The 23,274-nt window shown below is 57.9% G+C and carries 21 protein-coding genes and 1 pseudogene; 19 read left to right on the top strand and 3 right to left on the bottom strand.

Translation table 11 applies throughout. The features are described 5' to 3' along the window. Positions 1-161 precede the first annotated feature (161 nt). From hxsD to PCPL58_RS14450, 7 genes are all read left to right on the top strand, one after another. Positions 162-461: a His-Xaa-Ser system protein HxsD gene (gene hxsD, locus PCPL58_RS14480; protein WP_024663653.1), complete on the top strand. Its 300-nt coding sequence runs from the start codon at positions 162-164 to the stop codon at positions 459-461. Then, entirely contained in the window at positions 458-1,945 is a 1,488-nt protein-coding gene (gene hxsB / locus PCPL58_RS14475) for a His-Xaa-Ser system radical SAM maturase HxsB (protein ID WP_065349727.1), read from the top strand. The genes hxsD and hxsB overlap by 4 nt, the downstream gene beginning before the upstream one ends. Then, complete coding sequence (gene hxsC / locus PCPL58_RS14470) at positions 1,945-3,180, top strand: His-Xaa-Ser system radical SAM maturase HxsC (protein WP_054080993.1); 1,236 nt, start codon at positions 1,945-1,947, stop codon at positions 3,178-3,180. The genes hxsB and hxsC overlap by 1 nt, the downstream gene beginning before the upstream one ends. Beyond that, positions 3,177-3,785: a His-Xaa-Ser repeat protein HxsA gene (gene hxsA, locus PCPL58_RS14465; protein ID WP_024663656.1), complete on the top strand. Its 609-nt coding sequence runs from the start codon at positions 3,177-3,179 to the stop codon at positions 3,783-3,785. Before hxsC ends, hxsA begins: the two co-directional genes overlap by 4 nt. A gap of 50 nt (positions 3,786-3,835) precedes the next feature. Then, complete coding sequence (locus PCPL58_RS14460; RefSeq protein WP_065349726.1) at positions 3,836-4,249, top strand: hypothetical protein; 414 nt, start codon at positions 3,836-3,838, stop codon at positions 4,247-4,249. A 271-nt stretch (positions 4,250-4,520) separates the two neighbouring features. Then, a complete protein-coding gene (locus PCPL58_RS14455) occupies positions 4,521-5,198 on the top strand; it encodes a DUF5710 domain-containing protein (protein WP_065349725.1) in 678 nt (225 codons plus the stop codon). A gap of 92 nt (positions 5,199-5,290) precedes the next feature. After that, positions 5,291-6,652, top strand: a complete 1,362-nt coding sequence (locus tag PCPL58_RS14450) for an AAA family ATPase (protein WP_232002939.1) — start codon at positions 5,291-5,293, stop codon at positions 6,650-6,652. Between the two features lie 129 nt (positions 6,653-6,781). On the opposite strand, the gene PCPL58_RS14445 is transcribed toward PCPL58_RS14450, so the two are convergent. Next, on the bottom strand, positions 6,782-7,759 hold the full coding sequence (locus PCPL58_RS14445) for an IS5 family transposase (protein ID WP_065348561.1): 978 nt from the start codon (positions 7,757-7,759) through the stop codon (positions 6,782-6,784). Between the two features lie 21 nt (positions 7,760-7,780). Here PCPL58_RS14445 and PCPL58_RS14440 point away from each other — a divergent pair, with 21 nt between their 5' ends. Together PCPL58_RS14440 and PCPL58_RS29575 are read left to right on the top strand one after the other, a co-directional pair. Further along, positions 7,781-9,100, top strand: a complete 1,320-nt coding sequence (locus PCPL58_RS14440) for a hypothetical protein (RefSeq protein ID WP_232002936.1) — start codon at positions 7,781-7,783, stop codon at positions 9,098-9,100. Between the two features lie 58 nt (positions 9,101-9,158). Beyond that, positions 9,159-9,991, top strand: a pseudogene (locus tag PCPL58_RS29575) (IS5 family transposase). Positions 9,992-10,214: 223 nt separating this feature from the next. On the opposite strand, the gene PCPL58_RS14430 reads toward PCPL58_RS29575, so the two are convergent. Further along, entirely contained in the window at positions 10,215-11,159 is a 945-nt protein-coding gene (locus PCPL58_RS14430) for a GlxA family transcriptional regulator (protein WP_065349724.1), read from the bottom strand. 193 nt (positions 11,160-11,352) lie between these two features. Between PCPL58_RS14430 and PCPL58_RS14425 the strand changes: the two genes are divergently transcribed. From PCPL58_RS14425 to PCPL58_RS14390, 8 genes are all read left to right on the top strand, one after another. Further along, positions 11,353-12,297 carry a choline ABC transporter substrate-binding protein gene (locus PCPL58_RS14425; protein ID WP_065349723.1) on the top strand — a complete coding sequence of 315 codons (945 nt, stop codon included), beginning with the start codon at positions 11,353-11,355 and terminating at the stop codon, positions 12,295-12,297. 74 nt (positions 12,298-12,371) lie between these two features. Next, positions 12,372-13,259, top strand: a complete 888-nt coding sequence (cdhC, locus tag PCPL58_RS14420) for a 3-dehydrocarnitine:acetyl-CoA trimethylamine transferase CdhC (protein ID WP_065349722.1) — start codon at positions 12,372-12,374, stop codon at positions 13,257-13,259. A 57-nt stretch (positions 13,260-13,316) separates the two neighbouring features. Beyond that, positions 13,317-14,282 (top strand): L-carnitine dehydrogenase, encoded by a 966-nt coding sequence (locus PCPL58_RS14415; RefSeq protein ID WP_065349721.1) that lies wholly within the window; start codon positions 13,317-13,319, stop codon positions 14,280-14,282. A 107-nt stretch (positions 14,283-14,389) separates the two neighbouring features. Next, positions 14,390-14,866, top strand: a complete 477-nt coding sequence (locus PCPL58_RS14410) for a thioesterase family protein (protein WP_065349720.1) — start codon at positions 14,390-14,392, stop codon at positions 14,864-14,866. 188 nt (positions 14,867-15,054) lie between these two features. Further along, positions 15,055-15,774: a GntR family transcriptional regulator gene (locus PCPL58_RS14405; RefSeq protein WP_003364375.1), complete on the top strand. Its 720-nt coding sequence runs from the start codon at positions 15,055-15,057 to the stop codon at positions 15,772-15,774. Continuing rightward, entirely contained in the window at positions 15,771-16,784 is a 1,014-nt protein-coding gene (locus PCPL58_RS14400) for an ADP-ribosylglycohydrolase family protein (RefSeq protein WP_065349719.1), read from the top strand. The genes PCPL58_RS14405 and PCPL58_RS14400 overlap by 4 nt, the downstream gene beginning before the upstream one ends. A 160-nt stretch (positions 16,785-16,944) precedes the next feature. Continuing rightward, entirely contained in the window at positions 16,945-18,414 is a 1,470-nt protein-coding gene (locus PCPL58_RS14395; RefSeq protein WP_065349718.1) for a purine-cytosine permease family protein, read from the top strand. Further along, a complete protein-coding gene (locus PCPL58_RS14390; protein WP_065349717.1) occupies positions 18,404-19,330 on the top strand; it encodes a PfkB family carbohydrate kinase in 927 nt (308 codons plus the stop codon). The genes PCPL58_RS14395 and PCPL58_RS14390 overlap by 11 nt, the downstream gene beginning before the upstream one ends. Positions 19,331-19,351: 21 nt before the next feature. On the opposite strand, the gene PCPL58_RS14385 is transcribed toward PCPL58_RS14390, so the two are convergent. Beyond that, positions 19,352-20,557: an MFS transporter gene (locus PCPL58_RS14385; RefSeq protein WP_065349716.1), complete on the bottom strand. Its 1,206-nt coding sequence runs from the start codon at positions 20,555-20,557 to the stop codon at positions 19,352-19,354. Positions 20,558-20,667: 110 nt separating this feature from the next. On the opposite strand from PCPL58_RS14385, the gene PCPL58_RS14380 reads away from it, so the two are divergent. Further along, positions 20,668-21,294 (top strand): TetR/AcrR family transcriptional regulator, encoded by a 627-nt coding sequence (locus PCPL58_RS14380; protein ID WP_065349715.1) that lies wholly within the window; start codon positions 20,668-20,670, stop codon positions 21,292-21,294. Between the two features lie 79 nt (positions 21,295-21,373). After that, positions 21,374-23,227 (top strand): ABC transporter ATP-binding protein, encoded by a 1,854-nt coding sequence (locus tag PCPL58_RS14375; RefSeq protein WP_065349714.1) that lies wholly within the window; start codon positions 21,374-21,376, stop codon positions 23,225-23,227. Positions 23,228-23,274 lie beyond the last annotated feature (47 nt).

The following is a 23,274-nucleotide window of genomic DNA, read 5'->3' as shown; positions in this document are numbered from 1 at the left end:
TATGAGCCCTCGGCCCGCCCCATATCAATGGCAGAGCCGTAGTGAGCGCGTCACCCACCACTCTGGACAGATGCGTGCAAATATAAAAAAATATGATGGCATAATGCTTCGACAACCAGCAAAATTCACACGTTCCCAACGGATTTGAAGGAGCGGTCCCGATGACATGGCCAGTCACGCTGAAACTCGACAGCCCAGCCTACCCGCTCAGCGTAGTGCAACGCGCCGCTTATTCACTGGCCGACATTGTCGCGATCCAGGTCAGTATTGAAACCAATCAGATTAGCCTCACGGCCCACCCTGCCGAAGCAAGGCTAGCGCTGTCCCCAGAGCAAGCTCACTCACTGATCCTCCAGCATCTGAACGACTTCGCCCTACGCGACCATATTAACCGCGAAACAACAGAATTACGTGAAATCCTGGCCCGAGCCGCGCTCGCTGGATGTGGGGTTTCGCAGTGACACTGATTGCGACAGACGCCAAGCACTACCACTTGTTGCCTTTTCGATTCATGCGCATGAATACGGGACGTGACCGTGACATCCTGCTCACCTCCGATACCGGTGAGTACATGCACGTGAACGACGCGCAATTGCGAGCCCTCAGTTACTTCGATCTTCAAGCAAGTACGCCCTTCTACAAGGACCTGCTGGCCCGCCACTTCATCTACGAACCAGGCCGCCACGACCCGCTCCCGGAAATGGCCGCGCAGTATCGCAGCCGCAAGGACTTCCTCTTCCAAGGCCCTGCACTCCACTTGTTCGTGGTTACATTGCGCTGCAACCATACCTGCCAATACTGCCAAGTGTCGCGGGCTCCTCTGGGAGGGGCCGGCCACGACCTGTCGGAAGCGGATGCACAGGCGGCGGTCGATCGCCTGTTCGAATCGAACGCTCCTGCTCTGACTGTGGAGTTTCAGGGTGGCGAGCCGCTTCTGGCCTTCGAGCGTGTCCGCCAGATTGTCGAATGGGTCGTTGAACGGAACGTGGTCGAACAACGGGATATCCAGTTTGTCATCACCACCACGCTGCATCATCTGACAGAGGAAATACTCGATTTCGCAGAACAGAATCGCATCCAGTTTTCGACCTCGCTCGATGGACCGGCGCCCTTGCACAATGCCAACCGCCCTACTCCGTTACGAAACTCCTACGAACGCACTTTAAAAGGCATCCAGTGGGTCCGTGAGCGCCTTGGCCATGATGCCGTTTCCGCGCTAACCACGCTGACTTCAAGAAGCCTCGAACAACCTAAAGCGATCATCGATGAGTATGTAAACCAAGGCTTCTCCAGCATCTCGCTTCGGCCTCTGAGCCCTTATGGGTTTGCCACCAAGAGTGCCCATCGACTCGATTACACTATTGAGCGATACCTGGCCTTCTACAAGGAGGCACTGGCTTATTTGCTAAATATCAACCAACAGGGTGTATACCTCTCAGAGAGTTATACGAGCCTGCTGTTGAAGAATATCCTGACACCCTTCTCCTCCGGTTATGTAGACCTGCGCTCCCCTGCTGGCGCAGGCACTGCGGTGCTGGTTTACAACTATGACGGTTACGTCTATCCCTCGGACGAAGCCCGGATGTTGCTGGAGATGGGTGAAGACGGCTTGAGGCTAGGCACCGTGCAGCAACCCTTGTCTGAATTACTCGCATCGCCCGTTATGAATGCGTTGCTCGCCAGTGGTGTAGCAGAGGCGCTGCCGGGCTGCTCCGACTGCGCACTTGTCCCGTACTGTGGTGCTGACCCCGTCGAACACTATGCCCGCCAAGCTGACCCGATCGGACACCGAGTGTTCAGCAGCTTCTGCAAGAAGAACATGGGGCTGCTGAAGCATCTTTTCGGCCTGCTTTGCGATGGCGACGACAACGTGCAGAGGGTGCTGCTGTCTTGGTTGAACAGGCGCTCTTACAACGATGTCCGGTTCCCGGGTTACAGGGGCTGATGGCGATGCTACGCAAAGATACCCACTTCGAAATCCATCATCTGAATGAGCCGAAACTGCTCAAGGTCATCACTCTGGATGAGTTCATCGAACAAGGCCTGGCTGTTTGTGCTGGAAGCGCTGAGTTCGGTGACCTGCTGCTTTGGCTGCCAAACGAAGAACGGCTACGGATCCCGTATCTGCTCTCATTACCAGTGGGTGGATTCCTGATCCCAGAGCCAATGATCGGCGACTTCGACAGCGCGCGGCCACACCTGCACACCCCTAAAGATGCGGATGTCGTGCAGCCCGGCGATGTCATTGCCATCACACCAGGCAACGCGATGGTGCGAGTGCTCTATCGACGAGGCTCAGACAGCAACCTGCTGTTCATGACCGATCGTTGCAACAGCCTCTGCCTGATGTGCTCGCAGCCGCCCAAAGATATCGATGACCGTTGGCACATCGAGGAGAACCTACGGCTGATCGACCTGATGGACCCGGGCGAGGAAAATCTGGGAATCAGCGGCGGAGAACCAACGCTTTATCGCGACGGCCTGCTCGAAATCCTGGCCAAGTGCAGAGCCGTTTTGCCTCAGAAATCCATTCATGTGCTCAGCAACGGGCGTCTGTTCCAAGACCCGAGCTGGATCGCAGCGCTCTCTGCCATCGGCCACCCTCAGTTGAGTTGGGGCATCCCGCTGTATGCCGACAATGCAGAAGATCATGATCATGTGGTGCAGGCTCCAGGCGCGTTCAGCGAAACCCTGCAAGGTCTTTACAACCTGGCGCGCGCCAACCAGATCGTCGAGATACGCGTGGTACTCAATCGCCTGACCACACCACGCTTACCCGAGCTCGCCCATTACGTGTTCAGGAACCTGCCCTTCGTGCGGCATGTTGCGCTGATGGGTATCGAAAGCACCGGCCTGGCCAGGAAAAACTACGAAGAACTGTGGATTGACCCGCTGGACTATCAAGAGTCGTTGAGCCAGGCCGTGTATTTCCTGTTCAACCGCGGAGTGCCGGTCTCGATCTACAACTTGCCCCTGTGCCTAATCCCGGCTCACCTCTCGCGTTTCGCCCGCCAGAGCATCTCGGACTGGAAGAATCTGTTCATCGATACCTGCCAACAATGCGCTGCCGTCAAACATTGCTCTGGCTTCTTCAAATCTCAAACCGACCGCTGGCAGAGCCGCGGCGTACAACTACTATCGACCGAGGCCTTTAGCGCCTATGCAAGGAGTGCACAGTGAAATTGCTCGACCGCTGGAAAGTTCTGATCAGTGGGATCAGCTTGCTGCCAATGGCAGGTACCACCCTGGCACAGGCGGGCCATCTGTCGCTCGCCGATGCGAACTGGCAACCCAACGACAAGCTACAGCCCCCGGCATTTGCCGATACGCTCAATGCGCCAGACACCGTCAACATCTATGCGGCACATCGCTCGCACAGTTCACACCGATCCCACAGCTCGCATAGTTCTCACTACAGCGGCTCGGGTGGCTATAGCGCACCTCGCTACTACAACCCACCCGCTACCAGCACTCGAAGCTACAACGCGCCGAATTCTTCGAGCAGCACCTCAAGCGGCAACAGCCTTTATCAGTCGTCTGACACCACCGGCGGGACAAGTTCGAGCACTTCAAAGAGCCGCGCGACCAATGAGCAGAAAAGCAACCTGGTCACCCGTGTTCAGACCGCGCTGATGGTGCGCCAGTATTACCAAGGCACCATTGATGGGGTGATGGGCAAGGCGACACGTGGTGCGTTGATGGCCTTTCAGATGGACAGTGGACTGACAGTGAATGGCCGGATGGATACGCCATCGCTAAATGCGTTGGGCATCAAGATTCCATAAGTCGCTTCAGGCCAAAGCTAGCGTCCGCTCAGCAACGAAGGAATTATCGCATGCAGCATATCATTCAAGTTGACAACACTCTCTGGGCATTGATCAGCCGCCTGCAAGGCAAGGAACTGCAAACACCGTCGCGTAGCGCCCGTTTCCGTATCGCTACTGTTGATGCAAATCGCGTTGTGATTGAGACCGGATCGGAAGACTCTCGGTTGGAGCTGACTCGAGCAGCTTTCCAGCAAACGTTGGAATACCTCGTCGTTAACAATCATTTCGGCCAAGCACAAGCTGTGGAGATCAGCTCCAACCATACGTACGAAAAAGCAGGCCCACTTTGCCAAGCGGCTCGTTACAGAGCAGAAGGCAAGCCGGGCCGTACCAACATCACCTACATTCTGCCGATTCTAGAGCAGTGCCAAGCAGTCGGCATCTGGTCAGCCACCCCAAACAGCACTTGGCTGCTGCCCTGAGCGGAGTTATAGGCCTCCTTTCAATGCCTAACCTCAGATAACAGCCATAGTCGGTGAGCAGGCTATGTATACAGCCTGATTGAAGCCCCATCCATTGAGCGCAGCTATGGATTAACCTCTGACCAAGACAGACCAGCGGGCTATTGCAGCACATCCCGCCATCAGCCTGCTTTGTCGATCTTTTTCTAGAGCTCGAAGGTACCCAACAGGGCCAGAAGGCTCTAGCATGGGAACTGACGTTTACTGATGAGCAATACGTACGGATACAGAAATGGCAAGGATTGATCTGAAAGTCCCCTTCTCAGAAAAAGATGAAGCAAAATCACTCGGTGCCAGGTGGGACCCTAGCCTGAAGACTTGGTACATCCCCGAGGGTGTCGGCATCGGCCCCTTGGCTCAATGGCTGCCGGCAACAGAGTACGCGGACCTGGAGCATGGACCAGAATTTTGCGTGAGAGCGCCTTACTACTACGTCATGGAGTCGGTGTCCGACTGCTGGGGCTGCTCCAATTTGACCCGCGTGTTCTCATTCAAGCTGCCCGAGCAACACGAGGAATTCGAATACTACGAGGATGAGGACGAAGATTTCGCGCTCACAAGCAACCTCGGCGAATGGAAGTGCCATGGGTATCGCGGAACGGTCTCTAACGTCGACAGCCTCTCCCCCTTGGTCATGACGCAGATCCATCACTTCACCGACAAGTTCAAGCAGGCCTACAGCAAAACGGCAGGCAGCCGCTACCTGATGAATCACTGCGAAAACTGCGGAGCAAAGCTCGGCGATTTCTTCATGCACAGCGAACCTGGTGGAGCTTTCTTCCCGACCTCACCACAAGAAGCTAAGCGGATGACTCTCATCAGAATCAACGAGCGGTTCGACGCGAACTGCAGCGTCGGCTTTGCATCCGAAGATTTTTTCGACTGGATGCAGGTTCGTGAGCAACCCTAATTACCCTATCCAATCCCGGACTGCCCGAGGACCTCACGCGCCTCAGGCCCACCTACGGGGTATTGAGTAAATCAGTAGAAGGCGCTGCATTGATGGCAAGGATGATTCCTGACCAAAAACGTTGTGACACTAACAGCAAGGGCGAACGAGATCTCTACACCATCTTCAAGACGGAGCTACCGGACGACTACGTTGTCATCCATAGCCTTCCTTGGCTCTGCTCCGCTGTGAACAAGGTTGACCCTCAAGCAAAGCCGACCGGAGAGATCGATTTTTTGATCGTCCATCCGGAAAAAGGGCTGCTTGTGCTTGAAGTGAAGAGCGGCGAATACGGCGTTAGGAACAACCGGTTTGTCCACCTCCACAAACATTACACCATCGACCCCGTCGGCCAGACCCGCAACAGCACCCACGGAATCGCCAGGTGGTTGGGGGCCGATCCGTCACTTCGATTCCGGATCGGCTACGGATTTATTTTTCCCGAATCCGATTTTGCAGGGAAGGCGACCACGCCAGGAATGTACGACACGACTTCCTCTCCCCCACAGCCGCTCTACATCGACTGTCGAGAGATGCCGAACGTCACGCAACGTGTCGTCGAATTGATGGACTACTGGAAAACCACCTTGGGAAATTTCGACTTAGGCGAAGCCCGCGTCGCTCGCGTCGTTGAATTTCTCACCCCAGAAATCGACGGCAGGCGTGGCTGGGCCAGTCGCATCTTCTTCGACAACAAGCTCTGGCTTCAACTGACAGCGGAACAGAACACGGTAGTCACGAGGGTGCTAAAGAACAAGACCTCCCTTGTGACCGGATGGCCAGGAACCGGCAAAACTCTGATTGTGATCGAAACCGCTAGGAGACTGGCCGCTCAGAAAAAGAAAGTGCTGGTGGTCTCGTTCAACAACAAGCTCACGGAGTACGTCCGCACCCAGCTCGCTGACTCGAAAAACTGCGAAGTGGTGACCTGGCACGGCCTATGTGGGCAGGCGCGCAACGCTTTGGGCCGCGCAAGTGAAGCAGGAAAGGAGGATGAGTGGTACAAGCAACAATGCGCACTCGATCTGAAAGACGCCATTGATCAAGGGCGCATAGCCGATTACAGCGCCTTGCTTGTCGACGAGTCCCAAGCGCTCACCCCATCTTGGTGCGAAACTCTAACTAGCTGGTTCCATAACAAGCCCAAAGCGTTCTTCTGCGACGAAACGCAGGTATTCCCGTACGAACGGGGGAACATCTCCCTGAAGGGCCTTACCGAGCTGCTTGACGTACATCCATTTCCACTAACCATCATCCTGCGAATGCCAAAGGCCGTCACAAGCATACTCGAAGAGGTCATGCCCCCTAAACTTCAACATTCGACTCCAAGAACATTGGAGTATGAGACCGCCGTAGAGATAATTAGCGCAGATCCATGCAAGGAAGCTTCCGACGTTAGGGAAGGTCTGAAGTAGGCAGACTTTTTAACCCTCCCGTTGCTTCAAAGTTTCAAAAAACGTCGTTTCAATCGAAAATCAGACCTTTGCCTCGCCCAACTCCTCTTTTTTCTTCGGACAAGCGCTTTTTAGCGTCAATTGTCCACATTACAGGCGCACCTCTCCTGTATTCAGCAGTCGTTTTCGCATCATCCACAGATTGGACAGAGCAAATAGCGTGGTCTGCTGCGCAGTGTTTTTCAGCAGGCCTCGGAAGCGTACTTTCGTATAACCAAACTGGCGTTTGATCACTCGAAACGGATGCTCAACCTTGGCGCGCAGTTGAGCTTTCGCGTATTCGATTTTGCGACGCATGCGCCCGATCAGACTTTCCTTTGCATGCTTTTTATAACTGCTGGGCCGCGCTGCAATCGACCATATCATTTGGCGATTTTGATGCTCGGGACGCTTTTCGACACCGGTGTAGCCCGCGTCGCCAGAGACGTAAGTTTCTTCTCCGTGCAGTAACTGGTCGACCTGAGTTACGTCAGCTACATTCGCCGCCGTGCCCACCACGCTATGCACCAAACCGGATTCGGCATCGACACCGATGTGCGCTTTCATCCCGAAGAAATATTGATTTCCTTTCTTCGTCTGGTGCATTTCAGGGTCACGTTTTCCGTCCTCGTTCTTGGTCGAACTCGCCGCATGGATGATCGTTGCATCGACCACGGTGCCCTGGCGCAGCAACAAACCACGGTCGCCCAAATAGCCATTGATGACCTGCAAAATCCCACCGGCCAGCTCATGTTTCTCCAGCAGTCGGCGGAAATTGAGGATCGTGGTTTCGTCCGGAATCCGATCCAGGTGCAGTCCTGCAAACTGTCGCAGAATTGTGGTTTCGTAGAGCGATTCTTCCATGGCCGGATCGCTGTAGCCGAACCAGTTTTGCATCAGATGAACCCGCAACATCGCCATCAACGGATAGGCAGGGCGACCACCTTCGCCCTTTGGATAGTGTGGCTCGATCAGTTTGACCAAGCCATTCCAGGGCACGACCTGATCCATCTCGATCAGGAAGCGTTCACGGCGGGTTTGTTTGCGTTTGCCAGCGTATTCGGCGTCAGCGAAGGACATCTGCTTCATCGGGACTCAACCGTTCAGTGCTTGGGACTGGCGTATTTCACCAGATTTGGAAGTCTTTTTCAGAGTTTCCTTAGACAAAAACTCATTGACAGCGGAGTTTCACCTGAAGACATCGTAATTTTGATCGCCAGATTTATATCAAGACAATATATTGACTACTTGATAAAAGAGCGTCCACGTTACGAAACGATTACAAAATTCCGGGGATTGGAGGCACCTGTTATTTTGGTCCTTGGCGCGGAGCTGCTCGATACCGCTGAGTTATTTAGCGCATACTCTCGGGCAACGTCAAAATGTATAGCCATTTACAATGCTTCTAGTCGTACATGGTCAGGAAAGGAAGCATTTAGGTCCAGACTTAAAAGCCTCCCCAACCACCAAGCGACCTTGCAGGATGAAAAAAACAAGCTGCGTATCGATAACATAGTAGCTCGCTCCACAAAAAGAACACCGATAAATCTCGCTAGCCTTAACATTTACTGGGCCGAATTTTGGCGAGCCTGGCTCATAGAAGCAGACGCAGATCATTCACTGGTGAAAATGTGGATCGCTTATCTGGCGCACAAGCTACCTCAGCCTATATTTTTTTGGCCGAAAAACTCAACTAATAGTTTCCATTTGGCCAAGATAAATCCGTCATCGCCAGATTCCGCTGACTCGTACTCTCCGCAGAGATTAATGTTCTATGCATGCAAAGAGTGTGGCGACTTAACGCCACACACTGACACCGTCAAAACTATTTGTACGCTGTGTGAAACAGAGGCAAACAGAACGCCCTATCCAGAAAAACTTATCATAGATGAAATCCTCTTGATGGATGGAGTGGTGTCCGGTGAGCTGTGTAAAGATCGTATTCGTGACTTGCAACCGAACCTGTCATTGAACATTGCCGCAGCCGCCTCGCTATTCCGTGCAGAACGAAAAAAGATGCGCTCAAATGTACTCAAAGTCCAACTACCCGAAGGGCGAAGATTCTATTTGATCGCATTTATTTTCGCTCAGGTAAGAATTGCTACTTTCAAACCCGGAGCGGTCATGGACGTGAATGCACTCGCGGATGAAATCCATGGTCGGTTCAACAGACTGACATCCGTTGCTTCAGTCGAGTGGAGAAAGATTTTCGCTAACGCGATGGGTACTTTCTACTCGAAAGGCTACACGAAAAAGATCAGCAAAGGCTTCTATTCCCCGGTAGAGGACGACCAGGCGCCTGTGCCAAAAAGGTTTAGGTTCGAAGGGGACGACGAGGCCAGTGAGGATGGCGAGATCAATGAAGAAAGCCATGGCAGTGTAAGTGATCACCTCGAAGCAGCGCCAGAGAGCGTTGTAGAACAAGGCTAGGTTTTGTACGAAAAGTCGGTGCGGGTAGAATTGCCGCCATGATTGGCTAGAAGCCCGCATGGCAAAGCGTTACAAACTCTCAGATGCATGGTGGGAATTAATCAGGGATCTGGTTTCTACAGAGCAGAAAATGGGTCGACCACGCAGTGATGATCGTCTGGTACGCCACGGAATCCTGTGGATCCTGTGCCCGGGCGCAGCCTGGCGTGACCTGCCGGAACACTTTAGGCCTTGGTCAACGGTGTATCAGCATTTTCGTAACTGGCGCGACGACGGCACGTTCGACCGAATACTGGAGCGCTTGCATATTCGACTGAACCGGGAAGGACTGATCCTGGATGATCTATTCCACGGCGGTGGGTGCAGCCCGAGCCTCTTCAGGCTCCGAAAAAAGGGGGGCCTGAAGAACCGCTAGACCATGCCTTGGGACGCAGTCGAGGCGGCCTTACTACTAAGATCCATATGGTCTGTGACGCCAATGGCGTTCCCTTACGCTTCATCTTTTCGTCGGGGCAAGCCAGCGATATCGCACACGCCCAACCGCTGTTGGATCAGGTACGAATTCCCGGTAAGCCGGGGCGACCACGCAAGCGTAGTCGCTGGTTACTGGCTGACAAAGGCTATGCCGCAGAACACCTGCGTCATTAATGCGACCGTTACCGAGTGCAGCCCGTGATCCCGCTACGCGCCATCCCACGCAAACTACGACCTGGCTTGCCCCGACTCTTTAATCGTCCAAAGTATCGACAGCGGAACATAATTGAGCGGATGTTTGGTTGGCTGAAAGAGAGCCGAAGAATAGGGACTCGCTACCACAAACTAGCCAGGAGCTTTGCAGCCATGGTCACGCTGGCCTGCAGCCTACGTTGTAGGCCGCAATACTTTTCGTAAAAAGCCTAGAGCCTAGTCAAAATTTTTGAGGAATCCGGATAGCCTCTAAACGAATTATCCCCCCATCGCCTACACATCTACAGCCCCCGCTAAACGCACGAATATAATCACTCAAATTGGCACTCCTACTTCCACTGCTACCAACAGCAGCCGAAGAGTACAGCTATAGCCAACACCAAAGCCCACGTACGCGAAACTCAACCTCGCCCCCTGAAAACAAGACTCAAATCCCCTCCCGCCGCCGATCCTCCCTAGGGCATTTCGTAAAACGTGCTCGATAGCTGCGAGTGAAATACGACGGCGATTCGAACCCGCAGGCGATGCTCACTTCCAGCACACTCAGACCGCTTTGCCGCAGCAGTTGCCGGGCTCTTTCCAGACGCAGGCCCAGATAGAAGTTGCTCGGCGTGTCGTTCAAGTGCAGGCGAAACAAGCGTTCCAGCTGGCGCCGGGTGACGTTGATCGCTTCGGCAAGGGCCAGCGTGCTGAGGGGGCGTTCGGTTTGCTGTTCCATCTCTCCGATCACGTGCACCAACTTCTTGTTGGCTATGCCATAGCGCGTAGCGATCTGCATGCGTTGGTGGTCCTTGCGCGTGCGGATGCGGCCCAGTACGAATTGTTCGGATACCTGAATCGCCAACTCGGGGCCGTGCGCCTGGGCGATCAGGTCGAGCATCAGGTCGATGGACGCTGTGCCCCCTGCGCAGGTGATGCGGCGGCGGTCGATCTCGAACAGTTCCTGGGTCACGGTGAGCTGTGGGTAGGACTCCTTGAACGCTTCAATGGCTTCCCAATGCAGGGTCAGGCGATGGCCATCGAGCAAGCCGGTTTCAGCGAGCACACAGGCGCCAGTGTCGATGGCGCCCAGGGTCACGCCTTCATGATCAAGGCGACGCAGCCATTGCTGCAGGGCCGGCGTGGCGAACTGCAGCGGTTCAAAGCCGGCCACCACCAGCAGGGTCGCGCCTTTTTTCAGCGACTCAAGCGCCGCGTCGGCGTTGACCGACATGCCGTTGCTCGCCTGTACCGCGCCGCCGTCGGCGCTGAGGACGTGCCAGCGGTACAGCTCGCCACCAAAGCGGTTGGCCACCCGCAAGGGCTCCAGCGCGGAGATAAAGCCGATGGCCGAGAACCCCGGCATCAGCAAAAAATAGAAATCCTGGGCCATGGTAACGCTCTCCTCGGACCTGCAGCGTGGCACGTTGATACTCCCGTTCATCGGGACATTCAAGGGGCAGGTCGCCGCAGTGCAAAAGCGGGTCGCTGCAGTGCGCTTGGCCGCCCTCCAGGCAGGGTAATTTGTTCCCACGGTGCACAAAGACGCCGACACACCACAATAACGATCTGCCGAGGGCCCCACCATGAACCGACTGATTAGTTGCAGCGTGCTTGCACTCAGCGCCAGCGCGCTCTTGAGCAGCAATGTAATGGCGGCTGATGCCGCTTCATGCCAGAACGTGCGCATGGGTGTGGTGAACTGGACCGACGTGATCGCAACCAGCGCCATGACCCAAGTGTTGCTCGACGGCCTGGGTTACAAGACCAAACAGACCAGCGCTTCCCAGCAGATCATTTTCGCCGGTATCCGTGACCAGCGCCTGGATCTCTTTCTGGGCTACTGGAACCCGTTGATGACCCAGACCATCACGCCGTTTGTCGAGGCCCGGAAGGTCAAAGTGCTCGACAAACCGAGCCTGCAAGACGCTCGCGCCACCCTCGCCGTGCCGACTTACCTGGCGGACAAGGGCCTGAAGACCTTTGCCGACATCGCCAGGTTCGAGAAGGAACTGGGCGGCAAAATCTACGGCATCGAGCCTGGTTCAGGCGCCAATACCCAGATCAAGGCGATGATCGCCAAAAACCAGTTCGGCCTGGGCAAATTCCAGTTGGTGGAGTCCAGCGAAGCCGGCATGCTCGCCGCCGTGGACCGTGCCGTACGCCGCAAGGAAGCCGTGGTGTTTTTCGGCTGGACACCGCACCCGATGAACGTCAACGTGGCGATGACTTACCTCAATGGCAGCGACGACGCCCTGGGCCCGAACGAGGGCATGGCTACGGTGTGGACGGTCACTTCGCCGACTTATGCCGAACAGTGCCCCAACGTGCATAGATTGCTGACTAACCTGACGTTCACCGCCGCCGACGAGAGCCGGATGATGCAGCCGCTACTGGATCACAAGGATGCTCTCGAGTCCGCCAGACAGTGGCTCAAAGACCATCCTCAAGACCAGGCGCGCTGGCTGGAGGGCGTCACCACCTTCGACGGCAAACCGGCTGCGGCAAATCTTCAATTGAGCAGCCAATAACCTGATTTTGAACGGCCGCTTCGCGATCATCCATCGTCGCGAACGGCATCCTCACGCCTGTAAGGAGCCACCCCATGAACCACGACGTCATCATCACCTGCGCACTCACCGGTGCTGGCGACACGACCGCCCGAAGCCCTCACGTACCGGTCACGCCCAAGCAAATCGCGGCCGCCGCGGTTGAGGCCGCCAAAGCCGGTGCCACCGTGGTGCACTGTCATGTGCGCGACCCGCACACCGGCAAGTTCAGCCGCGACGTGGCGCTGTACCGCGAAGTGATGGAGCGTATTCGGGAGGCCGACATCGACATCATCGTCAACCTCACCGCTGGCATGGGTGGCGATCTGGAGATTGGCGAAGGTGAACGCCCGATGGAGTTTGGTGCGAATACCGATCTGGTCGGCCCAATGACACGTCTGGCTCATGTCGAGGAACTGCTGCCGGAAATCTGCACCCTCGACTGCGGCACCCTGAACTTTGGCGACGGCGACACTATTTACGTGTCCACCCCGTCGCAACTGCGCGCCGGCGCCAGACGTATCCAGGCGCTGGGCGTAAAGGCCGAGCTGGAAATCTTCGACACCGGCCACCTGTGGTTCGCCAAACAGATGATCAAGGAGGGTCTGCTCGACAACCCGCTGTTCCAGCTGTGCCTGGGTATTCCATGGGGCGCGCCCGCCGACACCACCACCATGAAAGCCATGGTCGATAATCTGCCCGCCGATGCGGTGTGGGCGGGCTTTGGTATTGGCCGCATGCAGATGCCGATGGCCGCGCAAGCGGTGTTGCTGGGCGGCAACGTCCGGGTCGGTCTGGAGGACAACCTGTGGCTGGACAAGGGCGTGCTCGCCACCAACGGTCAATTGGTGGAACGCGCCAGTGAAATTCTCAGCCGCCTGGGCGCACGAGTCATGACCCCGGCAGAAGGCCGCATCAAGATGGGCCTTGCCAAGCGCGGCTAATGCCTTCAAGACATAAAACCCTGTGATTGAATCACCGCACTCTTCAGGATCGTCGCCATGAGCTTTATCACTGAAATCAAAACCTTCGCCGCTCTTGGCAGCGGCGTCATCGGCAGTGGCTGGGTATCCCGCGCCCTCGCCCATGGACTGGATGTGGTCGCCTGGGACCCCGCGCCCGGCGCCGAAGCAGCGTTGCGTAACCGTGTCGCCAATTGCTGGGGTGCGCTGGAACAACAGGGTCTGGTACCCGGTGCATCCCAGAACCGCCTGCGCTTCGTGGCCACCATCGAGGAATGTGTCAGCGACGCCGACTTCATTCAGGAAAGCGCCCCGGAACGCCTGGAACTGAAACTGGATCTGCACAGCAGAATCAGCGCGGCGGCCAGGCCGAATGTGTTAATTGGTTCAAGTACGTCCGGCCTGTTGCCAAGTGACTTCTACGAAGGCTCCGCGCACCCGGAACGCTGCGTAGTCGGTCACCCGTTCAATCCGGTGTACCTGCTGCCGTTAGTGGAAGTGGTGGGCGGCAAAAATACCGCTCCGGCGGCCATACAGGCGGCAATCAAGGTCTATGAATCACTCGGTATGCGCCCGCTGCATGTGCGCAAGGAAGTCCCCGGCTTTATCGCTGACCGCTTGCTCGAAGCGCTATGGCGCGAGGCGCTGCACCTGGTCAATGACGGCGTGGCGACCACCGGTGAAATCGATGATGCGGTTCGCTTCGGCGCCGGACTGCGCTGGTCGTTCATGGGCACCTTTCTCACCTACACATTGGCGGGTGGCGATGCAGGCATGCGCCACTTCCTGACGCAGTTCGGCCCGGCATTGCAGTTGCCGTGGACCTACCTGCCGGCACCGGAACTGACCGACAAACTGATCGACGATGTGGTCGACGGCACCACTGACCAGTTGGGTAAACACAGTATTTCGGCATTGGAGCGCTACCGTGACGATTGCTTGCTCGCCGTGCTGGAGGCGGTAAAGACTACCAAGGCCAGGCATGGCATGAGCTTCGCGGAATGAACCTACGGTAGCTGGCTTGCCTCCAGTGAGTGGCTGTGAGTCTTCCATCACCCTGCAAAGCACGCCAGTTACCTCATTTGATCAGAACTGACCCGGAATCCTCCGACATGCCTGCACTGACCACCTATACCACCCGAGTCCAACCCGACTGGGTCGACTACAACGGCCACCTTCGTGACGCGTTCTACCTGCTGATCTTCAGCTACGCCACTGACGGGCTGATGGACGCCCTGGGACTGGATAGCGATAACCGCGAAGCCAGCGGCCACTCGCTGTTCACCCTGGAACTGCACCTCAACTACCTGCACGAAGTGAAACTCGGCGCCCAGGTCGAGGTGCATACCCAACTGATCGCCCATGACGCCAAGCGCGTGCATCTCTATCACAGCCTGCATTTGGCAGGTGATGACATGGAACTGGCCGGCAATGAGCAAATGCTGTTGCACGTCGACCTGAGCGGCCCGCATGCAACGATGTTTACCGAGGCAACAAAGGAAAGACTTGACGCTATAAGCGCCGGGCAGTCCGATCTGCCGAGGCCCAAACTCCTCGGCCGAGTGATCGGGTTGCACACAGGAAAATAATCGAAAAGCCCTACTGCCAAGGTTTTGGCCGGCATCGGACTGCCTTGAATGGTACTGGAGAGCGTGTGACCGCGAGGTGACTTGTCGAACTGCGAGCATCATTCGCGTAACCCGTTGAACATTGGTGCTTCGCATTTCAATTTACGCACAAAAACAGCTTGCATTCCGATCCAACATGCAACTATAAAATGTACATGACTAGACAGGTTCGATTCGACAAGAAAACCCAGGTGATCAATGAGCTGATCCGCCGTATCGAAAGCGGCCAGATGAGCTCCGGCGCCCTGCTTCCCGGGGAAAATCTTCTCGCCCAGGAATTCAACGTCAGCCGCGGCACGCTGCGCGAGGCGTTGTCCGAGCTCAAGCGGCGTAACTTCATTGCCACCCAGACCGGCGTGGGTTCGATCGTCACCTACGACGGCTTCAGCCTGGACCAGCGTGCCGGCTGGGCTCAGGCCCTGGCCGACACGGGTGCTGGCGTGCGTACGGAAATCCTGCGTCTGGTGGCGGTGCAACGGCCCGACATGGAGGTGCGCCTCGGCACTTCCAGCCTGGTGGCCCTGGATCGCCGGCGTATCGCCGCTGATGGCAGTATCGTTTCCCTGGAGCGCGCCTTGATCCCGGCGGTCGATGGTTTGGAAAACCTGCCGCAAAACGGTCTGCTGGAACAGTCACTGACAGTGACCATGGCCGCCCACGGCTTCATCGGCGACAAGGGCGATCAGTGGATCGGTGCAGGGCCTCTGAACCGTGATGATGCCGTGCTGCTGGCACGCGAGCCCGGCACGGTGTTTCTCAAGGCCGTGCGCACGACCTTTGACCGCCGTGAACGTTTTATGGAGCACGTAGAGAGCCTGTTGGACCCCGTGCATTTTCGCCTTCACCTCGCCTTCGGATCGTCCACATGAGCGCAACATTTCTGCAAGACCGAGGCCTGGGTGCCTTTTATGGCCTGGCCTTGGGCGACGCTTTGGGCATGCCGACGCAGTCGCTGCCGCGCGCGTTGATCCTGCAACGCTATGGCCGTATCAGTACGCTGATCGGCGCCGATGCCGACCAGCCGATCGCACCGAACATGCCTGCGGGCGCCATCACCGATGACACCGAGCAGGCGATCCTGGTGGCACAGTTGCTGGTGGCCGGCTGCGGCAGCATCGACCCGACAGCCCTGGCCCACAGCCTGATCGAGTGGGAAGCCGCGATGAAAGCCAAGGGCTCCTACGACCTGCTGGGGCCTTCGACCAAGCGCGCGATTGAAATGATCCTTGACGGCCACAGCCCCGAAGAAGCTGGCCGCTTTGGCACCACCAATGGCGCGGCAATGCGTATTACCCCGGTGGGCATCGCAGCCGACGTGAGCAACCGCGAGGCCTTCATGGCGCTGGTGGTGCAAGCCTGTCAGGTGACCCATAACACCACGCTGGGCATCTCCAGCGCGGCAGCCGTCGCGGCCGTGGTGTCCGCCGGGATCAATGGCACGCCCCTGGCCGAAGCTCTGGAGATAGGTACTGAGGTAGCCCTGAGTGCCGAACGCCATGGTCATTGGGTTGCGGGTGGGCGTATCGCCGCGCGCATTCAATGGGCCAAGGCACTGTGCGCTGACTGCACAGACGAACAACTGGCCGACCGGGTGCACGATGTGATTGGTACCTCGGTCGCCTCACAGGAATCAGTGGTCGCTGCCTTCACCCTCGCCCACCGCGTGGCGAGCAGCCAGCTCAGTCCGTTCGATGCAGTGTGCATGGCGGCCAGCCTGGGCGGTGACACCGACACGATTGCCGCCATTCTCGGCGCCATGCTGGGTGCCTGCAATGGCATGCAAGCCTGGCCGGCGGCGTTGATCGAGCAAATTGATGCGGTCAACGCGCTCGATCTCGCGCCCTTGGTCGAACAACTGCTGGTCCTGCGCACCGGTTGATAGACCGGGTTGTGCTCGCTCACTGTGAACGAGATCACCCTCGCCCTCAGCCTTCCGAGCGGCGATCTGGCTGACCCGATTTCGGAATAGCCAATTTGCACTGGATTGCACCTGCTGACGTACTGCCACAACCACAATAAAGGCAATAGGAGCAACGCAAATGACGACATCGTCCGCCTCTCAAGGTGCGGGTCAGCTGGAAACCCGCGGTATCGAGCCGGTTCCTGAAAACGAGTGCAACGGCCACCCGCTGCAACTGTTCTGGGTCTGGTTCGCCGCCAACATCAGCATCCTGGGCTTGTCGCTGGGTGCCACCCTGGTAGCGTTTCAGGGGCTGGCCATCTGGCAGGCAATCATCGTCGCCATCCTCGGTGCCGCCGGCTCGTTCGCCGTGGTGGGCGTTATCTCCATTGCCGGGCGCCGCGGGCGGGCACCGAGCCTGACGCTGTCCCGGGCCATCTTCGGGGTGCGAGGCAATATCGGGCCCACGCTGGTTTCACTGATGTCGCGCCTGGGCTGGGAAACGGTCAACACCACCACCGCCGCGTTTGTCCTGCTGTCACTGTTCGCGATCCTTTTCGGCACCCCCGTGGAGGCGAAAAACTCGCCTGGCCTGACCCTGCTGTTCATCGCCTTGTTCGTGCTGCTGACGCTGACCGTCTCGGGCCTGGGCCATGCCACTCTGCTGGTCATCCAGAAATGGGCGACTTACCTGTTCGGCGCGCTGAACCTGGTGGTCGGTGGCTTTCTGCTCACCCACATCGACTGGAGCCTGGTCTTCGACGCGCCGGCAGCGCCACTGAGTGCCATGATCATTGGCGTCGGCACCATGGCCGCCGGCACGGGTATCGGCTGGGCCAACGCGGGCGCCGACATGTCGCGCTATCAGCACGCCAGCGTGAAGGCCACTCGACTGGTGGCCTCGGCGGCATTTGGCGCAGGGATCCCTCTGGTTTTGCTGATCACCCTCGGCGGCTTGCTGTCGGTGGGCAACGATCATCTGGCGTCAGCCACCGACCCGATCATCGCCATTCGCGAAATGTTGCCCACCTGGATGGCCGTGCCCTATCTGATCACTGCGTTCGGCGGCCTGCTGTTGTCCAATAACCTGTCGGTCTACTCGGCTGGCCTGACCACCTTGACCCTCGGCCTGAAGGTCAAGCGAGTACATGCAGTCATCGTCGATATCATCGCGATCTTTGCCGGCTCGATCTATTTCATGCTGATCGCCGACAGTTTCTACGGCCCCTTCATTACGTTCATCTCGATGTTGGCGGTGCCCATTACCGCGTGGGTCGGCATCTTTGTCGTCGATCTGCTGCATCGCCACATCTACTCCCCGCACGACCTGCTGGACCAGACCCCAAAGAGCGCCCACTGGTATCGCGGCGGTGTCGAATGGCGCGCGCTGGGCTCGTGGGCATTGGCTATCGTGCTCGGCTTCAGCTTCACCACCGTGGCTACCACCCCGGAGCATGTGCTGTTCAAAGGTTTTCTCGCCGATTCCTGGCTGGGTCATAACGGCCTGGGCTGGATCGTGACCTTCATTGTCGCCGGAGGCCTGTATGCGCTGCTCGGCGGGGCGCGTGATCGCCGTGTCGTTACCGAAGAGGCTGCCCATGCCCGCTAAATTGCTCTACACCGGCCAGGTCGTGGTTGACCTGGTCATGGCCATCGACCGCCTGCCGCCGTCGGGCGGAGATGTACTGGCCAGCAGCGCCACGTTCGAGGCCGGAGGCGGCTTCAATGTGATGGCCGCTGCCTGCCGCAATGGCTTGCCTACGATTTATCTGGGTCGCCATGGCCAGGGCCGCTTCGGCGACCTTGCTCGCCAGGCCATGCGCGACGAAGGTGTGGAGATTGCTACGATGCCTGTTCCCGGTGAGGATACCGGCCTGGCCGTTGCCCTGGTGGAAGCCTCGGCCGAGCGCTCGTTCATCTCCTATGTGGGCGCTGAAGGTGGTTTGTCTGCCGATGACCTGCAGGGCGTGCAGGTCAGCGCCGAAGATTACGTAGTTGTCAGCGGCTACAGCTTGGCACACAAAAACAAGGTCACGGCCCTGCTCGCCTGGCTGGACGGATTGCCCGGCGGCACTACCGTGGTATTCGACCCAGGCCCATTGGTTGATGCGCTTCATGGCGTCGAGATGCGCGCCGTACTTCCTCTTATCAGCGTATGGTCCAGCAACTGCGAAGAAGCCCTGCGCTTCACGCAAACCCGGACGCCCGCCGACGCGCTCCACCACCTGGCGTCCATTCTGCGCGAAGATGCTCTTATAGTGATTCGTGACGGTCCCGCAGGTTGCTGGGTCCACCATGCCGGACAGACGCGACACATACCCGGCTTTGCCGTCACGGCAATCGACACCAATGGAGCCGGCGACGCCCACGCGGGTGTGCTGCTGGCCGAGTTGGCCAGAGGCAGCAGTGTCGACCGCGCGGCGCTGCGCGCCAATGCGGCAGCAGCGATTGCGGTCACACGCCGGGGGCCGGCGACGGCGCCTGGCCGTGAGGAGGTAGATGCGCTGGTGGGGGCCGATTTTTAGGCTGGCTTGAGCTCGCTGTGCTCAACCAGCCAGACCACACTCCCGGTCCAGCCGGCTGCCCCGTGCAAAACCATGAGCACCTGCGCGCAGTGCGATCACCAGACTTAGCAACAACAGCATCAGCAAGACCCAAGGAAAGGAACCTGCTCCCCATTGGCCAAGCAACACGCCACCCAGTAGCCCTCCACCTGCGATGGCGCTGTTCCAGACCACGACGTTCATCGAAAGCGCGACATCTGCGCCCTCACCTGCCGCATCGGCGAGCGCAGTTTGCAGCAACGTGGCGGCACCGCCGAAGGTCAACCCCCAGATGAAAGCGCCGATGTAAATGGCCGGTGCAGAGCCAGAAAACACGCCGAAGAACACTGACACCGCTGCGAATGTTGCCAGGCTGGCAAGTACTGTCTTGCGCAAATGTTGATCAACCAGCCGTCCCGTGACCCAGATGCCGGCCAGTGCGGCGACCCCGAATGCCAGCAATACCAGGTCCACATCATTCGCCAGCCCCGCCGCGGAAACGAAGGGAGCGACGTAGGTATAAAGCAGGTTGTGAGCCAGCATCCAGGTGAACACAACGCCCAGCACCGAGCGTACGCCGGGCGTGAAAAAGACCTGACGTAACGCCATGCGCTGTGCGGAGGACTTGCCGGGATAGTCAGGGACCTTGACCAAAACCCAGATGATCAGCAGCACGGTCATCCCGGACATCAAGCCAAACGCCATGCGCCAGCCCATGAACCCGCCAAGCCAGGTTCCCAGAGGCACGCCCAGCGACAAGGCAACGGGCGTACCGACCATCGCCACGGCCAGTGCACGGCCTTGCAGTTGCGGGACCACCATGCGCCGTGCGTAACCGGCGATGAGGCTCCAGGCCAGCCCCGCCGAGACACCGGCGAAAAACCTTGCGATCAGCGTCAGTCCGTAACTGGACGACAACGCAGTGACGCTGTTGAAAACCAGAAAGCCGGCAATCGTCACCAGCAAGACCGTCCTGCGCCGCCAGCTTTGCGTCGCGATCGTCAGCGGAATGGCGGCCAGCAATGAGCCCAACGCATAAACAGTCACCATCTGCCCGGCAAACGATGCGGACACCTCCAACCCGTCGGCGATCTGCGGCAACAAACCTGCCGGCAAAGTCTCGGTGACAATGCAGATGAAACCCGTCATTGCCAGCGCCAGCAACGCCCCCAGCGGGAGTGTTTCGCCCTGCTTCTCATCTGTAATCATTGAAAAACCCTCACTAATATACTGATCGGTACAAATATAGGCAGATGGAGTCAGGTGGTCAATGACTTATGTATCGATTAGTATTTAAGTAATTCCATAGGAGACTCGACATGGCACAGCTGGGGCGTCCGCGTACATTTGACCGTGACTTGGCGATCACCCAGGCGCTACACCTGTTTTGGGAGCACGGCTACGACGCAACTTCCCTAAACCAGCTCAAGGCAAACATAGGTGGCGGCATCACGGCGCCGAGCTTTTACGCAGCGTTTGGCTCTAAAAACGCCCTGTTCAATGAAGTGATGGAGCGCTACCTCGACACCTACGGCCGAGTCACCGACAGCCTGTTCGATACGACCCTGCCGCCCAGAGACGCGATTGAAATCACCCTTCGTCGCTCAGCGAAAATGCAGTGTGAGCCTGGGCATCCTAAAGGGTGTCTGGTGGCGTTGGGGCTGATGAGCGCCTGCTCGGACGAAAGCAAGGCCATTTCCGAACCCCTTGCTCGGGCCAGGGATCTGAACCGCACAGGTATCGTGGCCTGCATCCAGCGCGCCGTTGCGGCAGGCGAGTTGCCCGCAACGGTAATACCGGAAACGCTCGCGGCCGTGTTTGACAGTTTTCTTCTGGGCTTGTCTACACTGGCGCGCGACGGTGTCCCACATGCCACACTGGACGCCGCAGTGACCCAGGTGATGAGACTGTGGGACAGCCTGGGCAGTGTTGCCGACAATCATTGACCCTGAAGCTCAATATGGAAGAGGTTCGGGAGGCGTCGAGGACGCCAGACTCTTTGCACTGATTTTTTTGGAGAACACCATGCTTCGCGCGTTTGAAAAATGGCTTGACCCCTTCCCGCCTGACGAAGTGCCACCACCACCTGACGGCCTGGCGCGGTTTCTCTGGGCCTGCACGCGAGGGGCACGCGGTTACATCCTTGCGTTTGCGCTGCTGTGTGCCGGTGTGTCGATTTACGAAGCCTGGCTGTTTTCCTTCCTCGGGCAGGTCGTGGATCTGTTGTCCACGTGGCAGGCTGGCGGCGATACGGCCGCGCAGGAAAGCAGCGTGCTGTGGGGTATTGGCCTGGTATTGCTGAGCAGCATCGTGCTGGTGGCATTACGCACGATGGTGCAGCACCAGGTATTGGCGATCAACCTGCCCCTGCGGCTGCGTTGGGACTTCCACCGACTGATGTTGCGGCAAAGCCTGTCTTTCTTCTCCGATGAGTTCTCCGGCCGCGTCACCACCAAGGTGATGCAGACAGCGCTGTCGGTGCGCGAGGTGCTGTTCACCATCATCGAAATCGTCCCCGGTATCGGCGTCTATTTCATCGCGATCATTGCCCTGGCCGGCGCCTTCGATTTGAAGCTGATGCTGCCTTTCCTTGTCTGGCTCATGCTGTTCGGTCTGGCCATGCGCTACTTCGTGCCACGCCTGGGCAAGGTCGGGCAGGAACAGGCCAACGCGCGCTCATCGATGACCGGACGTGTCTCGGACGCCTACACCAACATCACCACGGTAAAGCTGTTCTCCCATTCCAAGCGTGAAGCGCATTTCGCGCGCGCAGCGATGGAGGACTTCAAGCTCACCGGCTTGCGCCAGATGCGTCTGGTCAGTCAGTTCGAAATCGTCAATCAGGCCCTGGTGGTCGCACTGATCATGGGTGCTGGCGGTTACGCCCTGTGGCTGTGGCACCAGGGTCAGGTCGGCACCGGTGCGGTTGCGGCGATCACCGCCATGGCGTTGCACATCAACGGTATGTCGCACTGGATCATGTGGCAGATGACCTCGTTATTCGAGAACATCGGCACCGTCCAGGACGGCATGCAAACCTTGACTCGCGGTCCCAAGGTTCAGGATGCGCCGGACGCGAAGGCTTTGGTCACCCGAGGCGGCGCGGTCACCTTCGATAACGTGAGCTTCAATTACAACGGCGAACGCCAGGTACTGGATGCCCTGAGCCTGAGCATTCGTCCAGGTGAAAAAATAGGCCTGGTGGGTCGCTCCGGCGCCGGGAAGTCCACGCTCATCAACCTGCTGTTGCGCTTTTATGACGTGGACAAGGGCTCGATCAGTATTGATGGGCAAGACATTGCGCACGTTACTCAGGACAGCTTGCGCAGCGCCATCGGCATGGTCACGCAGGACACCTCGCTGCTGCACCGCTCCATTCGCGACAATATCGCCTACGGGCGTCCCGATGCGACCGATGAGCAAATCCGTAGCGCTGCGGCGAGTGCGCAAGCCGACGGGTTCATCAGCCAGCTGAGCGACAAGCAAGGCCACAGTGGCTACGACACGCTGGTGGGTGAGCGCGGTATCAAGCTGTCGGGCGGCCAGCGTCAACGCGTCGCCATCGCCCGGGTGATGCTCAAGAACGCCCCGATCCTGCTGCTCGACGAAGCCACCAGTGCGCTGGACTCGGAAGTCGAAGTGGCAATCCAGGAAAGCCTCGATGAAATGATGCAGGGCAAGACGGTGATCGCCATCGCCCACCGTCTGTCCACGATTGCCGCCATGGACCGGCTGATTGTCATGGACGACGGCCGCATCATCGAACAAGGCACCCACGCCGAACTGCTGGGTAGAAACGGTACCTATGCGCGGCTGTGGCAGCACCAGAGCGGCGGGTTTCTCGGGGAGGATCAGGGTGTGGCCGAGGACATGGGATAGGCAGCAACAACAAAATAAACAAATGTGCTTTCAGCAAAAATACAATT

Source organism: Pseudomonas cerasi (assembly GCF_900074915.1).
Lineage (GTDB): Bacteria > Pseudomonadota > Gammaproteobacteria > Pseudomonadales > Pseudomonadaceae > Aquipseudomonas > Aquipseudomonas cerasi.
This window is presented reverse-complemented; position numbering and strand designations above follow the sequence as displayed.

Excerpts from the sequence above, each read along its gene's own strand:
- hxsD (WP_024663653.1), top strand. The coding sequence starts at position 162 with ATGACATGGCCAGTCACGCTGAAACTCGACAGCCCAGCCTACCCGCTC.
- hxsC (WP_054080993.1), top strand. The coding sequence starts at position 1,945 with ATGGCGATGCTACGCAAAGATACCCACTTCGAAATCCATCATCTGAAT.
- PCPL58_RS14460 (WP_065349726.1), top strand. The coding sequence starts at position 3,836 with ATGCAGCATATCATTCAAGTTGACAACACTCTCTGGGCATTGATCAGC.
- PCPL58_RS14455 (WP_065349725.1), top strand. The coding sequence starts at position 4,521 with ATGGCAAGGATTGATCTGAAAGTCCCCTTCTCAGAAAAAGATGAAGCA.
- PCPL58_RS14450 (WP_232002939.1), top strand. The coding sequence starts at position 5,291 with ATGGCAAGGATGATTCCTGACCAAAAACGTTGTGACACTAACAGCAAG.
- PCPL58_RS14445 (WP_065348561.1), bottom strand. The coding sequence starts at position 7,759 with ATGAAGCAGATGTCCTTCGCTGACGCCGAATACGCTGGCAAACGCAAA.
- PCPL58_RS14430 (WP_065349724.1), bottom strand. The coding sequence starts at position 11,159 with ATGGCCCAGGATTTCTATTTTTTGCTGATGCCGGGGTTCTCGGCCATC.
- PCPL58_RS14425 (WP_065349723.1), top strand. The coding sequence starts at position 11,353 with ATGAACCGACTGATTAGTTGCAGCGTGCTTGCACTCAGCGCCAGCGCG.
- cdhC (WP_065349722.1), top strand. The coding sequence starts at position 12,372 with ATGAACCACGACGTCATCATCACCTGCGCACTCACCGGTGCTGGCGAC.
- PCPL58_RS14415 (WP_065349721.1), top strand. The coding sequence starts at position 13,317 with ATGAGCTTTATCACTGAAATCAAAACCTTCGCCGCTCTTGGCAGCGGC.
- PCPL58_RS14410 (WP_065349720.1), top strand. The coding sequence starts at position 14,390 with ATGCCTGCACTGACCACCTATACCACCCGAGTCCAACCCGACTGGGTC.
- PCPL58_RS14405 (WP_003364375.1), top strand. The coding sequence starts at position 15,055 with ATGTACATGACTAGACAGGTTCGATTCGACAAGAAAACCCAGGTGATC.
- PCPL58_RS14400 (WP_065349719.1), top strand. The coding sequence starts at position 15,771 with ATGAGCGCAACATTTCTGCAAGACCGAGGCCTGGGTGCCTTTTATGGC.
- PCPL58_RS14395 (WP_065349718.1), top strand. The coding sequence starts at position 16,945 with ATGACGACATCGTCCGCCTCTCAAGGTGCGGGTCAGCTGGAAACCCGC.
- PCPL58_RS14390 (WP_065349717.1), top strand. The coding sequence starts at position 18,404 with ATGCCCGCTAAATTGCTCTACACCGGCCAGGTCGTGGTTGACCTGGTC.
- PCPL58_RS14385 (WP_065349716.1), bottom strand. The coding sequence starts at position 20,557 with ATGATTACAGATGAGAAGCAGGGCGAAACACTCCCGCTGGGGGCGTTG.
- PCPL58_RS14380 (WP_065349715.1), top strand. The coding sequence starts at position 20,668 with ATGGCACAGCTGGGGCGTCCGCGTACATTTGACCGTGACTTGGCGATC.
- PCPL58_RS14375 (WP_065349714.1), top strand. The coding sequence starts at position 21,374 with ATGCTTCGCGCGTTTGAAAAATGGCTTGACCCCTTCCCGCCTGACGAA.